The following is a 13,764-nucleotide window of genomic DNA, read 5'->3' on the forward strand; positions in this document are numbered from 1 at the left end:
AGGAGTCTTGCGGACGCATTCCGTGGGCGCCACCCATTTGATCGGTCGCTGATCATTTCCGCAGGTCAATTTAGGTATGCCTAAGTGATGCAGCGCACCAGGGGCCGTTTCGGACGCGGGTTGTCAGGCTCTGAGGAATTACGCAACAATGGCGTTGTGAAAAACGTTGGCGAGGCTCCGCAGGAGGAACTCGCGACCGGGGAGCGTTCCACACGCAACCGGGTCGCGCGGTCCGTCCTGGACCACGGCCCCTCCACCGTCGCCGATCTCGCGAAGCGCCTCGGCCTCACCCAGGCGGCCGTCCGCCGCCACCTCGACTCCCTCGTCCACGAGAACGTCGTGGAACCCCGTGAGCAGCGGGTCTACGGGACGAGGACCCGGGGCCGGCCCGCCAAGGTCTTCGCGCTGACCGACTGTGGGCGCGACGCCTTCGACCAGTCGTACGACAAGCTGGCCGCGGACGCGCTCCGGTGGATCACCGAGCGTCACGGCGAGGGTGCCGTCGACGCCTTCGCCCGGGACCGCATCGCCGCCCAGGCGGAGACGTACCGGAAGGCGATCGACGCCGCACCCCCCGAACAGCGCACCGAGGCTCTGGCAAGGGCATTGACCGCCGACGGGTACGCTGCTACGGCGCGCAGCGCACCGGTCGGCGAGCAGCTCTGCCAGCACCACTGCCCTGTCGCCCATGTCGCCGAGCAGTTCCCGCAGCTGTGCGAGGCGGAGACCGAGATGTTCTCCAGCCTGCTCGGCACGCATGTGCAGCGCCTTGCCACGATCGCCCATGGGGACGGCGTCTGTACGACGTTCATCCCGCGCGGCAACAGCGGCAGCGGCGGTAGCAGCACCACACGGACCACCACATCAGCATCAGCAAGCACGGCCGGGAGGAACCCCGCATGACTCTCCCCACGGAGACTGCCCACCCTGAGCTCGAGGGTCTGGGCAACTACGAATACGGCTGGGCCGACTCCGACGCCGCCGGTGCCTCTGCCAAGCGCGGCATCAACGAGGACGTCGTCCGGGACATCTCGGCCAAGAAGAACGAGCCGGAGTGGATGACCAAGCTCCGCCTCAAGGGCCTGCGCCTCTTCGACAAGAAGCCCATGCCGAACTGGGGCTCGGACCTCTCCGGCATCGACTTCGACAACATCAAGTACTTCGTGCGCTCCACGGAGAAGCAGGCGGAGTCCTGGGAGGACCTGCCCGAGGACATCAAGAACACGTACGACAAGCTCGGCATCCCCGAGGCGGAGAAGCAGCGCCTCGTCGCCGGTGTCGCGGCCCAGTACGAGTCCGAGGTCGTCTACCACCAGATCCGTGAGGACCTGGAGGAGCAGGGCGTCATCTTCCTCGACACCGACACGGCGCTGAAGGAGCACCCGGAGCTCTTCAAGGAGTACTTCGGGACGGTCATCCCCGTCGGCGACAACAAGTTCGCCTCGCTGAACAGCGCCGTCTGGTCCGGTGGCTCGTTCATCTACGTCCCCAAGGGCGTGCACGTCGAGATCCCGCTCCAGGCCTACTTCCGTATCAACACGGAGAACATGGGCCAGTTCGAGCGGACGCTGATCATCGTCGACGAGGACGCCTACGTCCACTACGTCGAGGGCTGCACCGCGCCGATCTACAAGTCGGACTCGCTGCACTCCGCGGTCGTCGAGATCATCGTGAAGAAGGGCGGCCGCTGCCGCTACACGACGATCCAGAACTGGTCGAACAACGTCTACAACCTGGTCACCAAGCGCGCCGTGGCGTACGAGGGCGCGACCATGGAGTGGATCGACGGCAACATCGGTTCCAAGGTCACCATGAAGTACCCGGCCGTCTACCTGATGGGCGAGCACGCCAAGGGCGAGACGCTGTCCATCGCCTTCGCGGGCGAGGGCCAGCACCAGGACGCCGGCTCCAAGATGGTCCACATGGCGCCGAACACCTCCTCCAACATCGTCTCCAAGTCGGTGGCGCGCGGCGGCGGTCGTACGTCGTACCGCGGCCTCGTCGAGATCGGTGAGGGCGCCGCCGGATCGAAGTCGAACGTGCTCTGCGACGCGCTGCTCGTCGACACGATCTCCCGCTCGGACACCTACCCCTATGTCGACGTCCGCGAGGACGACGTCTCCATGGGCCACGAGGCGACCGTCTCCAAGGTCTCCGACGACCAGCTCTTCTACCTGATGAGCCGCGGCATGACGGAGTTCGAGGCGATGGCGATGATCGTGCGCGGCTTCGTCGAGCCGATCGCCAAGGAGCTCCCCATGGAGTACGCCCTGGAGCTGAACCGGCTGATCGAGCTGCAGATGGAGGGTTCGGTCGGTTAAGACCGGACACCGTCCCGCAGCGAGCAGATTTCTTACGCAGAGAGAGAGCACGACGACAGCCATGGCTGAGGCTCAGAACATCCCGGTGGGCTCCACCACCGCCGGATCCATCGCGGTGGCCGCCGAGTCCACCGTCGCCACCCGTATGAGCGCGCCCCCGTCCTACGACGTGGACAGCTTCCCCGTGCCGCACGGCCGCGAGGAGGAGTGGCGGTTCACGCCGCTGGAGCGGCTGCGCGGTCTGCACGACGGCACGGCGGTGGCCGACGGCGGCATCCGCGTCGAGGTGAGCGCCCCCGAGGGCGTCACCCAGGAGACCGTCGGCCGGGACGACGCGCGCGTCGGCAAGGCGGGCAAGCCCGTCGACCGCGTCGCCGCGCAGGCCTACTCCTCCTTCGAGAAGGCCTCGGTCATCTCGGTGCCCAAGGAGACGGTGCTGAGCGAGCCGATCCGGATCGGCGTGCACGGCGAGGGCGGCACCGCCTTCGCGCACCAGGTCATCGAGCTGGGTGCGTTCGCCGAGGCCCTCGTCGTCATCGACCACACCGGTGACGCCGTGCTCGCCGCCAACGTCGACTTCCTTGTCGGCGACGGCGCCAAGCTCACCGTCGTCTCCGTCCAGGACTGGGACGACAAGGCGGTGCACGTCGCCCAGCACAACGCGCTGATCGGCCGCGACGCCACCTTCAAGTCCGTCGTCGTCACCTTCGGCGGCGACCTGGTCCGTCTGCACCCGCGGGTGAGCTACGCGGGCACCGGCGGCGAGGCCGAGCTCTTCGGCCTGTACGTCACCGACGCGGGCCAGCACCAGGAGCACCGCCTCCTGGTCGACCACAACACCCCGCACTGCAAGTCCAACGTCGTCTACAAGGGCGCGCTCCAGGGCGACGACGCCCACGCGGTGTGGATCGGCGACGTCCTCATCGAGGCCGCCGCCGAGGGCACGGACACGTACGAGATGAACCGCAACCTCGTGCTCACCGACGGCGCCCGGGTCGACTCGGTGCCGAACCTGGAGATCGAGACCGGCGAGATCGTCGGCGCGGGCCACGCCTCGGCGACCGGCCGCTTCGACGACGAGCAGCTCTTCTACCTGCAGTCGCGCGGCATCTCGGAGGAGGACGCCCGACGCCTCGTCGTCCGCGGCTTCTTCGCCGAGCTGGTCCAGCAGATCGGCCTGCCCGACGTCGAGGAGCGCCTCATCGCGAAGATCGAAGAGGAGCTGGAGGCGACCGTCGCATGAGCCTCGACCAAGCCCGGTTCGTCCGGGCCTGCGGACTGAGCGAGCTGGAGGAGGACACCCCCAAGCGGGTGGAACTCGACGGCACGCCCGTCTCGGTCGTCCACACCGAGGGTGAGGTGTACGCGATCCACGACATCTGCTCGCACGCGAACGTCTCCCTCTCCGAGGGCGAGGTGGAGGACTGCCAGATCGAGTGCTGGCTGCACGGCTCCAGCTTCGACCTCCGCACCGGCAAGCCGTCCGGCCTCCCCGCGACGCGCCCCGTCCCCGTATACCCCGTAAAGATCGAAGGGGGCGATGTACTCGTAGACGTGCACGCCTCCCTTTCCCAGGAGTCCTGAGGCACCCATGGCAACGCTTGAAATCAAGGACCTGCACGTCACCGTCGAGGCCGACAACTCCACCAAGGAGATCCTCAAGGGCGTCGACCTGACCGTGAAGCAGGGCGAGACCCACGCCATCATGGGCCCGAACGGCTCCGGCAAGTCGACGCTCGCCTACTCCATCGCGGGTCACCCCAAGTACACGATCACGCAGGGCACCGTGACCCTCGACGGCGAGGACGTCCTGGAGATGTCCGTCGACGAGCGGGCCCGCGCCGGCATGTTCCTCGCCATGCAGTACCCGGTCGAGGTCCCCGGCGTCTCGGTCTCCAACTTCCTGCGCACGTCGGCGACGGCGATCCGCGGCGAGGCCCCCAAGCTGCGCACCTGGGTGAAGGAGGTCAAGTCCGCGATGGAGCAGCTCCAGATGGACCCGGCCTTCGCCGAGCGCAACGTCAACGAGGGCTTCTCCGGCGGTGAGAAGAAGCGCCACGAGATCCTCCAGATGGAGCTCCTCAAGCCGAAGATCGCGATCCTCGACGAGACGGACTCCGGCCTGGACGTCGACGCGCTCCGCCAGGTCTCCGACGGCGTCAACCGCGTCCGCGAGACCGGTGAGGTCGGCACCCTGCTGATCACGCACTACACGCGCATCCTGCGCTACATCAAGCCCGACTTCGTGCACGTCTTCGCGAACGGCCGCATCGCCGAGTCCGGCGGCGCCGAGCTCGCCGACAAGCTCGAGGCCGAGGGCTACGAGGCATACACGAAGGGTGGCGCATCCGCGTGACAGTGGCCCACCAGGGGCTTTCCGGCCTCCTCGACACCGAGGCGATCCGCAAGGACTTCCCGATCCTGGATCGCACGATCCACGACGGCAAGAAGCTCGTGTACCTGGACAACGCGGCGACCTCGCAGACGCCGCGCCAGGTCCTCGACGTACTGAACGAGTACTACGAGCAGCACAACGCCAACGTTCACCGCGGCGTGCACGTCCTCGCCGAGGAGGCCACCGCGCTGTACGAGGGCGCCCGTGACAAGGTCGCGGCGTTCATCAACGCGCCCAGCCGCGACGAGGTGATCTTCACCAAGAACGCCTCGGAGTCGCTGAACCTCGTGGCCAACATGCTGGGCTGGGCCGACGAGCCCTACCGCGTGGACCACGAGACCGAGATCGTCATCACGGAGATGGAGCACCACTCCAACATCGTGCCGTGGCAGCTGCTCTCGCAGCGCACCGGCGCGAAGCTGAAGTGGTTCGGTCTCACCGACGACGGCCGCCTCGACCTGTCGAACATCGACGAGATCATCACCGAGAAGACGAAGATCGTCTCCTTCGTGCTGGTGTCGAACATCCTGGGCACGCACAACCCGGTCGAGGCCATCGTGCGCCGCGCCCAGGAGGTCGGCGCGCTCGTCCTGATCGACGCCTCGCAGGCCGCCCCGCACATGCCGCTGGACGTGCAGGCGCTGCAGGCCGACTTCGTGGCCTTCACCGGCCACAAGATGTGCGGCCCGACGGGCATCGGCGTCCTGTGGGGACGGCAGGAGCTCCTGGAGGACCTCCCGCCCTTCCTCGGCGGCGGCGAGATGATCGAGACCGTCTCGATGAACTCGTCGACGTACGCCCCCGCGCCGCACAAGTTCGAGGCCGGCACCCCGCCGGTCTCCCAGGCCGTGGGCCTGGGCGCGGCCGTGGACTACCTCTCGGCCATCGGCATGGACAAGGTCGCGGCCCACGAGCAGGCGATCACCGAGTACGCGGTCAAGCGCCTGTTGGAGGTGCCCGACCTGCGCATCATCGGTCCGACGACGGCCGAGGAGCGCGGCGCGGCGATCTCCTTCACGCTCGGCGACATCCACCCGCACGACGTGGGCCAGGTCCTCGACGAGCAGGGCATAGCGGTCCGCGTGGGTCACCACTGCGCGCGCCCGGTCTGTCTGCGCTACGGAATTCCTGCGACCACGCGAGCGTCGTTCTATCTGTACTCCACGCCCGGCGAGGTCGACGCCCTCGTCGACGGCCTGGAGCACGTACGGAACTTCTTCGGCTGAGGGGCTGACCGGGAACGTGAAGCTGGATTCGATGTACCAGGAAGTCATCCTGGACCACTACAAGCACCCGCACGGGCGTGGTCTGCGCGAGGGCGACGCCGAGGTGCACCACGTCAACCCGACGTGCGGTGACGAGATCACGCTGCGCGTGAAGTACGACGGGTCGACGATCGCTGACGTGTCGTACGAGGGCCAGGGCTGCTCCATCAGCCAGGCCAGCGCGTCCGTCCTGAACGACCTGCTGGTCGGCAAGGAACTGGCCGAGGCGCAGCGGATCCAGGAGGTCTTCCTGGAGCTGATGCAGTCCAAGGGCAAGCTGGAGCCGGACGACGCGATGGAGGAGGTCCTGGAGGACGCCGTCGCGTTCGCCGGGGTCTCCAAGTACCCGGCGCGCGTGAAGTGCGCCCTGCTGAGCTGGATGGCCTGGAAGGACGCCACGGCCAAGGCGCTGGGCGAGAACGACGGGGCCGCGGAAAGGAAGACGGCATGAGCGAGAACGAGACACTCACGACGAAGCCCGCTTCGGAGGAAGAGGTCCGCGAGGCGCTGTACGACGTCGTCGACCCCGAGCTGGGCATCGACGTCGTCAACCTCGGCCTGATCTACGGCGTGCACATCGACGACGCGAACATCGCGACGATCGACATGACGCTGACGTCGGCGGCCTGCCCGCTGACGGACGTCATCGAGGACCAGGCGAAGTCCGCGACCGAGGGCATCGTGAACGAGCTCCGGATCAACTGGGTCTGGATGCCGCCGTGGGGCCCGGACAAGATCACGGACGACGGCCGCGAGCAGCTGCGGGCGCTCGGGTTCAACGTCTGAGGGAACGCCCCTGAGGGCCCTTCGCGCCGATGGCGCGGGGGGCCCTTCTGCCGTGTGCCGACGGGTGCCTTGTCGTGTCCCGGTGTGTACGTCCGACGTTTTGCGTACGCCCGTACACAACGATATGTACACTCGTACGCATGGGATACGCACTGCTGGCCGCGGCCATCGCGGCGGAGGTGGCGGGGACCACCGCAATGAAGTACAGCGAGGGGTTCAGCAGGCTGTGGCCCTCACTGATCACCGTCACGGGCTATCTGCTCGCCTTCACCCTGCTCGCGCAGACCCTCAAGACGTTGTCCGTGGGCACCGCCTATGCCATCTGGGCGGGGATCGGCACCGCCGCCGTCGCCGGGATCGGCATGCTCTTCCTGGGCGAGTCGGCCAGCCCGGTCAAGATCGCCGGCATCGCGCTGGTCATCCTCGGGGTCGTCGTGCTCAACCTCGGCGGGGCGCACTGATGGGCCGTCGCTACGATCCCGAGCGCCGTCAGCGGATCATCGACGCGGCGATCCGCGTGGTCGGCACCAAGGGGATCGCCGGGCTCACCCACCGCTCGGTCGCCGCCGAGGCCGACGTGCCGCTCGGCTCCACCACGTACCACTTCAAGACGCTCGACGAGCTGATGGTCGCCGCGCTGCGCCAGAGCAACGAGGGCTTCGCGAAGGTCATGGCGGCGAGCAGCGCTTTCGAGGATCCGGAGGCGGATCTCGCGGGCGCGCTCGCCCGGGTGCTCGGCGAGTGGTTCGCGGGGGAGCGGTCCGGGGTCGAGCTGGAGTACGAGCTCTACCTCGCCGCCCTGCGCAGGCCCGCGCTGCGCCCCGTGGCCGCCGAGTGGTGCGAGGGCCTCGCCGATGTCCTCGTGGGCCGTACCGATCCGGTCACCGCCCGCGCCCTCGTCGCCCTGATGGACGGCATCAGCCTGCAGGTGCTGCTGACGGGCGGCGACTACGACGAGAAGTACACGCGTGAGGTGCTCAACCGGCTTCTGGGCTGAGGGACTTGCGGGGTTCGAGGGACCTGACCGCTTCCAGCGCCGCCTCGACGCTCGCCGTGACGTCGGTGACCGGATACTGCACGTCCCGCACCACCCGGTCGCGGTCCACCACCAGCGTCAGCCGCTTCATCCGGCTCACGCCCGCCGCGCGGAACGTCGGCAGGCGCAGGGCCGCCGTGAGCGCGAGGCCGGCGTCCGACAGAAGCGGGAAGCGCAGGCCCTCCTTCTCGGCGAACGCCCGCTGCTCGTCCGGGCGTTGGGACGACACGCCCTGCACCGTGGCGCCCGCCGCGGTGAACTCCGCGAGCCGGTCGCGGTAGGTGCACGACTCCAGCGTGCAGCCCCGCGCGCCGGGGATCCGCGCCCAGCCGGGCGGATAGGAGTCCGCGCGGGCGAAGGCGCCGGGGAAGCAGTACAGGACGGTGTACGGGGTGTCCGCGGCCACCGGATCGCGCGGCGCGTCGTCGGCGCCGGCCAGCCACAGCTCCGGGACGCGCGTGCCGAGCAGTTCGTGCACGCGCCGGGCCTCCAGCGATGTCTCCGCCGTGGTCGCCATCGTCTCTCCCTCTCCCAGCACCCAGGTGTCACCCCAGTCCTGGAGGGCGACCAGGACGGGCAGCAGCGCGCGGCCGCGGGGCGTCAGGCGGTACTCGTGGCGCACCGGGCGGTCCTGGTAGGGGACGCGCGCGAGCACGCCCGCCTCCGTCAGGAGCCGCAGGCGCTCGGTCAACACCTTGCGGGAAACGGACAGTTCGCGCTGGAGCTCCTCGAAGCGGTGCACGCCGCGCGCCGCGTCGCGCACGATCAGCAGGGTCCACCAGTCGCCGACCACGTCCAGGGCCTGCGCGATGGCGCAGTGATCGTCGTCGAGCCGGGTCCGTTGCGCCATGGCCCCCATGCTGACATAGTCCGTTCCCAAAAGGAACTGACTCGACGAACCGTGGGGGCGGCATTGCGTGAGGTACCGAGAACCGTCTGGCTGCTCGCCGCCGGCCAGTTCTGCACCATGGTCGTCACCTTCACCTTCGTCTACTTCTTCGTCTATGACGGACGAGCGCGGCCTCTCCCTCGCCCAGGCCGGAGTGATCAGCGGCATCGGCGGGGCCGGCACGGTCGCGGGCAACTTCACCGGCGGCTGGTTCGGCGACCGGTACGGGCACCGCCGCGTGCTCCTCGCCGGCTCGGTGCTCTCCGGCGCGGGGGTCCTCTCGCTGTCCGTCCTGCCGGTCGCGCTGCTGTACGTCGTACCGGTCCTGAGCCAGTACGCCGGGGGCTGCGCGCGCGCCGCCAACAGCGCGCTCGTCGCCGTCACCGTGCCGCCGGGCGTGCGGCGCCAGGGCTTCGCCGTGATGCGGTTCGCCGCCAACGCCGGCTTCACCGTCGGGCCTCCGCTGGGCGCGCTGCTCATCGCGCACGTCTCGTACGGCTGGCTCTTCGTCGTCGACGGACTCGGCACGCTCGCCTTCGCCGCGTACGCCTGGCGGGTGCTGCCTACGCACGGCGCAGTGCGGACGGATACGCATACGGGTCTGGCCGGCAAGGGTGGTCGGGGAGAGGGGGTCGTCGCCGCCCTGCGCCGGCGCCCCGCCGTCCTCGTCCTCCTCGGCGCCATCCTCCTCACCGACCTCGTCTACCGGCAGCAGTACGCGACGCTCCCCGTCGACCTCGACCGGCACGGCCTGGACACCGGCGTCTACGGCTGGCTCCTGGCCGTCAACGGCGGCGTCATCCTCCTCCTCGAACTCCCCGCCACCCTCGCCCTGCGCGGCCGCGCCCCGCTGCGGATCATCGGGGGCGGGCTGCTGCTCGTCGGCGCGGGGTACGCCGTACTCGCCACCGGCACCGGGCTCGCCACCGCGGTGACGATGATGCTGCTGCTCACCGCGGGCGAGATCCTCTACAAGACCCCGGCCACCGCCTACGTCGCCGACCACGCGCCCGCGCACGTGCAGGGCCGCTTCCAGAGCCTGTACTCGGGCGTCTCGGTCAGCGGCGTCGTGCTGTCGGCTCCGCTCGGCGGCGCCCTGTACAGCGCGGCGCCGGGACTGCTGTGGCCGGTCTGCGCGGTGCTCGCGGGCGCGGCGGGGTGCGTGGTCCTCCTGGCGGGGCGGATGGGGGAGCGGGTGTCGCCCGCGCCGCTGACCTCGGGCGGCCCGGATCCCGTGACCGGTTCGCACGCGGTCGTGACCTCGGGTGGCCCGGACCCTGAGACCGGTTCGCCCGCGCGCGGCACCTCCGGTTAGGTTTCACCCATGACCGACACGAATGCTTCTCGCACCACCGGCGCCGTCGCCGCAGGCCTTGCCACCGTCACCGCCGACGGCACTGTTCTCGACACCTGGTTCCCCGCGCCCGAGCTCGCCGCGGAGCCCGGCCCCGCCGGCAGCGAGCGGCTGTCCGCCGAGCGTGCCGTGGAGCTGCTCGGTGACGGCGCCGCCAAGGCCATCGGCCCGGACGCCCGCCGCGGCGTCGAGATCATCGCCGTCCGTACGGTCATCGCGTCCCTCGACGACAAGCCGTTGGACGCCCACGACGTCTACCTGCGCCTGCACCTGCTCAGTCACCGCCTGGTCAAGCCGCACGGCGTGAACCTCGACGGCCAGTTCGCCTTCCTCGCCAACGTCGCCTGGACCTCGCTCGGCCCGGTCGCCGTCGACGACGTCGAGAAGGTGCGGCTCAACGCCCGCGCCGAGGGCCTGCACCTCGCCGTGACCTCCATCGACAAGTTCCCGCGCATGACGGACTACGTCACGCCGAAGGGTGTCCGCATCGCCGACGCCGACCGCGTCCGGCTCGGCGCGCACCTCGCCGAGGGCACCACGGTCATGCACGAGGGCTTCGTGAACTTCAACGCGGGCACGCTCGGCACCTCCATGGTCGAGGGCCGCATCTCCGCCGGCGTGGTCGTCGGCGACGGCTCGGACATCGGCGGCGGCGCCTCCACCATGGGCACCCTGTCCGGTGGCGGCAACGTCCGCATCGTCATCGGCGAGCGCTGCCTCGTCGGCGCCGAGGCGGGCGTCGGCATCGCGCTGGGCGACGAGTGCGTGGTCGAGGCCGGCCTGTACGTCACCGCGGGCACCCGCGTGACCATGCCCGACGGCCAGATCGTCAAGGCCCGCGAGCTCTCCGGCGCCTCCAACATCCTCTTCCGCCGCAACTCGGTCACCGGCACGGTCGAGGCCCGCCCGAACAACGCGGTGTGGGGCGGCCTGAACGAGGTCCTGCACAGCCACAACTGATCACGGACCTGCCGGAACCGCGCAGGTGCCGGTAACGTCTGCTCCCCTGGGATCCGCGGGGGTCCCACGGATCCCAGGGGGAACAGCATGAACAGGACGGGTACGCGGGCTCTGGCGCTCGGCGCGGTGGTGGCGCTCGGGCTCGTGGCCGGGGGCGGTCAGAGTGTCGGGCAGGACCGGGGGGACGCCCCGCGGGCTGCCGCGCAGGCCGCCGACCGGGCCGCCGCGGCGGCCGGTGGCCGGGCCGTGGCCGATGACCACAGCCATCCGCTGGGCAAGAGCGACATCCCCTGGAGCGGCAGCCCCAGCCCCTTCGACGCACAGGTCAAACTCGCCGACGGGCGTCGCGTCGCCATGTACTACCTGCGCGACAAGGGGCTCTTCGTACAGGACTACAGCCCCACCGCCAAGGGCTGGTCCAAGCCGGCCGCGGTGCACCGGACCACCACCGACGCCTGCCAGGGCATCACGCTCAAGGCCAAGGACGGCACCGTCGCGGCCTTCGGCGACTTCGGCACCTACTGCGCCGACGGCGAGCCGCCCACCGAGTCGGTCGCCGCGGTGGCCGTCGGCCCGCTGACCACATGGGACAAGCACGTCACGAAGGACTTCGACGGCTGGGAGAAGATCGTCGTCGCCCCCGGCGGCAAGAAGGTCACCTTCAGCCGTGGCGCCCAGACGCTGCGCTGGACCAAGGCCGCGGGCTTCCCCGTCGGTTGAGAGGCACGCATCGGAGCGGTCACCCCTTTCGGGGTGGCCGCTCCTTCGTCGTGTCCGGCGGCCTCCGATGGCCGCCCCGCGCCGCGGTGATTTTTTTCGGGACCGCAGGCATAGCGGCGGGCGCCCGGCCCCGTCCTGCTGAGTGCGGGGAGGCGACAGGCCGCCCAGGGAGTGAAGGTGACGATGAATGTCCAGGAGCAGGACAGTTTCCGGGAGTTCGTGGCGGCCAGGTCGCCTGCGCTGCTGAAGACCGCCGTGCTGCTCAGCGGGGGCGACCGGCACGCGGGCGAGGACCTGCTGCAGAACGCGCTCGTCAGAGCCGCGGGACGGTGGCAGCGGATCGACGAACCCGAGGCGTACGTACGGCGGATCCTGTACCGGCAGCAGGTCAGCAGGTGGCGGCTGAAGTGGCCGCGGCGCGAACTGGCCGTCGCCGAGCCGCCGGAGCGCGCCGCGTCCGGTGACGGCGCCTCCGCCGCGGAGCTGCGCATCGTGATGCGCGGGGCGCTCGCCAAGCTCACCGCGCGCCAGCGGACCGTCCTCGTCCTGCGGTACTTCGAGGACCTGCCGGAGGCGGAGGTGGCCGCGGTCCTCGGCTGTTCCGTCGGCACCGTGCGCAGTACGACGCACCGGTCGCTCGCCCGGCTGCGCACCCTCGCCCCCGAGCTGGCGCGGCTCGACCGCCCGGACGCCGACGCCGACGCCGACGCCGACGCCGACACCGGTGTCCGGTCCTGCGACTTCTCGCCCCTGGAGGTCTGACCATGAACGTGGAAGAACTGGTGCGTGACTCCCTGCGCGAGCAGGCCGCGCAGCACGGGCCCGCCCCGCAGAACCTCGCCGACCGGGTGTTCGCCGCCCGGCGCCGCCGCAGGAACCGGACCATCGGGGGCGTCTCGCTCGCCGCCGTGGTGGCCACCGTCGCGGCGGTGACCGTACCGGCCCTCGACGACGATCCCGGGAAGCGCGAGACGCGGCCAGCCGCCGAACTGCGCGGCGGCGACGTCCTCGCGCACCCCGGACAGACCCCGCCGCGCGAGCTGATCGCCGCGGGGGACACCGCGGTCGCCGCCTTCAGCACCACCAGGCGCGTCCCCCAGGGCGGCGGCGTCGAGATCGCCACCCGTACCTACCGCCTCTTCGACCGGCGGACGGGCACCTACAAGAAGGACACCCGGTGGGCGTGGCTGGACGTCGCGCCCGGCATGCGCACGGCGGCCGTCCTCGAACACACGCTGCCCGCACCGCGCGTCGGCCTGCTCGACCTGGACACCGGCAAGGTCGAGCGGTGGATCAAGACCCCTCGCGGGGCCGGCGGCGTCGCGTTCTCCCCCGACGGCAGGAAGCTCGTCGCGACGACGTACAAGGAGAGCCCGGACCGGTTCGACCTGGACAGTCCGTTCTCCAACGGAAAGAAGCCCGGGTTCGCCAGGCCGAGCAGGACCGGTTTCTACGTCATCGACGTGGCCTCGGGCGACTCCGGCTGGAACGAGGTGAAGACGAAGCAGGTCGAGGCCGGCCCTCCGACCATCAACACCCGTGAGGACTTCGCCTTCAGCGAGGACGGCGGCATGCTCCTCTCGGGCCGCGTTGCCCTGCCCGCTCGGCAGTACTACGACCTCAAGGGACACAAGAAGAGTCCTCCCGCAGGGGAGAAGCACCTGGCCGGAACCGACACCGCGGGACTCTCTCCGAACGGAAAGCTCGTCGCGGGCGCCTTCGTGGGTGAGGCCAGGACCACCGCCTCCGAGATCGTCGACCCCCGCACCGGAAGGCGCCTCGCCAAGCTCCCCGGCCAGCAACTCCTCGCCTGGGCCGACAACAAGCGGCTCATCGCCTGGGACATCGCCCCCGGCACCAGCGAGTTCCGGCAGCGGCTCGTCCTCGTCACCATCGGGAAGAAGGAGACCGTGCCGCTCACCGGCTACCGCCCCGCGAAGCCGGACTCCACCGAGCGCTGGACGCCGCTCTTCGCCCGCCGCTGACGCGGACGTGTCCCGGGGCGGGACCGACGCCCTGGTGCCAACTCGCCCCCGCC

15 protein-coding genes and 1 pseudogene are annotated in these 13,764 nt (G+C 70.1%); 15 read left to right on the forward strand and 1 reads right to left on the reverse strand.

Translation table 11 applies throughout. The features are described from left to right. The first annotated feature begins 156 nt into the window (after window positions 1-156). From ACZ6B8_RS30415 to ACZ6B8_RS30460, 10 genes are all read left to right on the forward strand, one after another. On the forward strand, window positions 157-903 hold the full coding sequence (locus tag ACZ6B8_RS30415; protein WP_471075974.1) for a helix-turn-helix transcriptional regulator: 747 nt from the start codon (window positions 157-159) through the stop codon (window positions 901-903). Beyond that, window positions 900-2,321, forward strand: a complete 1,422-nt coding sequence (gene sufB / locus ACZ6B8_RS30420) for a Fe-S cluster assembly protein SufB (RefSeq protein WP_369212511.1) — start codon at window positions 900-902, stop codon at window positions 2,319-2,321. The genes ACZ6B8_RS30415 and sufB overlap by 4 nt, the downstream gene beginning before the upstream one ends. A gap of 61 nt (window positions 2,322-2,382) precedes the next feature. After that, window positions 2,383-3,564 (forward strand): Fe-S cluster assembly protein SufD, encoded by a 1,182-nt coding sequence (gene sufD, locus ACZ6B8_RS30425; protein WP_471075978.1) that lies wholly within the window; start codon window positions 2,383-2,385, stop codon window positions 3,562-3,564. Beyond that, window positions 3,561-3,905 (forward strand): bifunctional 3-phenylpropionate/cinnamic acid dioxygenase ferredoxin subunit, encoded by a 345-nt coding sequence (locus ACZ6B8_RS30430; protein WP_055566801.1) that lies wholly within the window; start codon window positions 3,561-3,563, stop codon window positions 3,903-3,905. The genes sufD and ACZ6B8_RS30430 overlap by 4 nt, the downstream gene beginning before the upstream one ends. 7 nt (window positions 3,906-3,912) lie before the next feature. Continuing rightward, window positions 3,913-4,677 carry a Fe-S cluster assembly ATPase SufC gene (gene sufC, locus ACZ6B8_RS30435; RefSeq protein ID WP_030784213.1) on the forward strand — a complete coding sequence of 255 codons (765 nt, stop codon included), beginning with the start codon at window positions 3,913-3,915 and terminating at the stop codon, window positions 4,675-4,677. Next, window positions 4,674-5,942 carry a cysteine desulfurase gene (locus ACZ6B8_RS30440; RefSeq protein ID WP_471075983.1) on the forward strand — a complete coding sequence of 423 codons (1,269 nt, stop codon included), beginning with the start codon at window positions 4,674-4,676 and terminating at the stop codon, window positions 5,940-5,942. Before sufC ends, ACZ6B8_RS30440 begins: the two co-directional genes overlap by 4 nt. 16 nt (window positions 5,943-5,958) lie before the next feature. Then, window positions 5,959-6,432 (forward strand): Fe-S cluster assembly sulfur transfer protein SufU, encoded by a 474-nt coding sequence (sufU, locus tag ACZ6B8_RS30445; protein WP_471075986.1) that lies wholly within the window; start codon window positions 5,959-5,961, stop codon window positions 6,430-6,432. Next, window positions 6,429-6,767 (forward strand): metal-sulfur cluster assembly factor, encoded by a 339-nt coding sequence (locus tag ACZ6B8_RS30450; protein WP_030358830.1) that lies wholly within the window; start codon window positions 6,429-6,431, stop codon window positions 6,765-6,767. The genes sufU and ACZ6B8_RS30450 overlap by 4 nt, the downstream gene beginning before the upstream one ends. 140 nt (window positions 6,768-6,907) lie before the next feature. Then, the gene (locus tag ACZ6B8_RS30455; RefSeq protein WP_471075990.1) at window positions 6,908-7,228 is read left to right on the forward strand and encodes a DMT family transporter; all 321 of its coding nucleotides are present in this window, start codon (window positions 6,908-6,910) and stop codon (window positions 7,226-7,228) included. Then, window positions 7,228-7,764: a TetR/AcrR family transcriptional regulator gene (locus ACZ6B8_RS30460; RefSeq protein WP_471609294.1), complete on the forward strand. Its 537-nt coding sequence runs from the start codon at window positions 7,228-7,230 to the stop codon at window positions 7,762-7,764. Before ACZ6B8_RS30455 ends, ACZ6B8_RS30460 begins: the two co-directional genes overlap by 1 nt. On the opposite strand, the gene ACZ6B8_RS30465 is transcribed toward ACZ6B8_RS30460, so the two are convergent. Continuing rightward, window positions 7,745-8,653, reverse strand: coding sequence for a winged helix-turn-helix transcriptional regulator (locus ACZ6B8_RS30465; RefSeq protein ID WP_471075996.1), 909 nt, complete (start codon window positions 8,651-8,653; stop codon window positions 7,745-7,747). The genes ACZ6B8_RS30460 and ACZ6B8_RS30465 overlap by 20 nt on opposite strands. 117 nt (window positions 8,654-8,770) lie before the next feature. Here ACZ6B8_RS30465 and ACZ6B8_RS30470 point away from each other — a divergent pair. From ACZ6B8_RS30470 to ACZ6B8_RS30490, 5 genes and pseudogenes are all read left to right on the forward strand, one after another. Continuing rightward, window positions 8,771-10,007, forward strand: a pseudogene (locus ACZ6B8_RS30470) (MFS transporter). Between the two features lie 9 nt (window positions 10,008-10,016). Then, window positions 10,017-11,006 (forward strand): 2,3,4,5-tetrahydropyridine-2,6-dicarboxylate N-succinyltransferase, encoded by a 990-nt coding sequence (gene dapD / locus ACZ6B8_RS30475; protein ID WP_471076002.1) that lies wholly within the window; start codon window positions 10,017-10,019, stop codon window positions 11,004-11,006. An 87-nt stretch (window positions 11,007-11,093) separates the two neighbouring features. Then, entirely contained in the window at window positions 11,094-11,726 is a 633-nt protein-coding gene (locus ACZ6B8_RS30480) for a hypothetical protein (RefSeq protein WP_471076005.1), read from the forward strand. A gap of 183 nt (window positions 11,727-11,909) precedes the next feature. Then, window positions 11,910-12,488 carry a SigE family RNA polymerase sigma factor gene (locus ACZ6B8_RS30485; protein WP_471609370.1) on the forward strand — a complete coding sequence of 193 codons (579 nt, stop codon included), beginning with the start codon at window positions 11,910-11,912 and terminating at the stop codon, window positions 12,486-12,488. Between the two features lie 2 nt (window positions 12,489-12,490). Then, window positions 12,491-13,711 carry a WD40 repeat domain-containing protein gene (locus tag ACZ6B8_RS30490; RefSeq protein ID WP_471076008.1) on the forward strand — a complete coding sequence of 407 codons (1,221 nt, stop codon included), beginning with the start codon at window positions 12,491-12,493 and terminating at the stop codon, window positions 13,709-13,711. Window positions 13,712-13,764 lie beyond the last annotated feature (53 nt).

It is taken from the genome of Streptomyces sp. NPDC041122 (assembly GCF_055592445.1).

Coding starts and splice junctions, on each gene's coding strand:
- ACZ6B8_RS30485 (WP_471609370.1), top strand. CDS start 11,910: ATGAATGTCCAGGAGCAGGACAGTTTCCGGGAGTTCGTGGCGGCCAGG.
- ACZ6B8_RS30480 (WP_471076005.1), top strand. CDS start 11,094: ATGAACAGGACGGGTACGCGGGCTCTGGCGCTCGGCGCGGTGGTGGCG.
- ACZ6B8_RS30430 (WP_055566801.1), top strand. CDS start 3,561: ATGAGCCTCGACCAAGCCCGGTTCGTCCGGGCCTGCGGACTGAGCGAG.
- dapD (WP_471076002.1), top strand. CDS start 10,017: ATGACCGACACGAATGCTTCTCGCACCACCGGCGCCGTCGCCGCAGGC.
- sufB (WP_369212511.1), top strand. CDS start 900: ATGACTCTCCCCACGGAGACTGCCCACCCTGAGCTCGAGGGTCTGGGC.
- sufD (WP_471075978.1), top strand. CDS start 2,383: ATGGCTGAGGCTCAGAACATCCCGGTGGGCTCCACCACCGCCGGATCC.
- ACZ6B8_RS30460 (WP_471609294.1), top strand. CDS start 7,228: ATGGGCCGTCGCTACGATCCCGAGCGCCGTCAGCGGATCATCGACGCG.
- ACZ6B8_RS30450 (WP_030358830.1), top strand. CDS start 6,429: ATGAGCGAGAACGAGACACTCACGACGAAGCCCGCTTCGGAGGAAGAG.
- ACZ6B8_RS30465 (WP_471075996.1), bottom strand. CDS start 8,653: ATGGCGCAACGGACCCGGCTCGACGACGATCACTGCGCCATCGCGCAG.
- sufC (WP_030784213.1), top strand. CDS start 3,913: ATGGCAACGCTTGAAATCAAGGACCTGCACGTCACCGTCGAGGCCGAC.
- ACZ6B8_RS30490 (WP_471076008.1), top strand. CDS start 12,491: ATGAACGTGGAAGAACTGGTGCGTGACTCCCTGCGCGAGCAGGCCGCG.
- ACZ6B8_RS30455 (WP_471075990.1), top strand. CDS start 6,908: ATGGGATACGCACTGCTGGCCGCGGCCATCGCGGCGGAGGTGGCGGGG.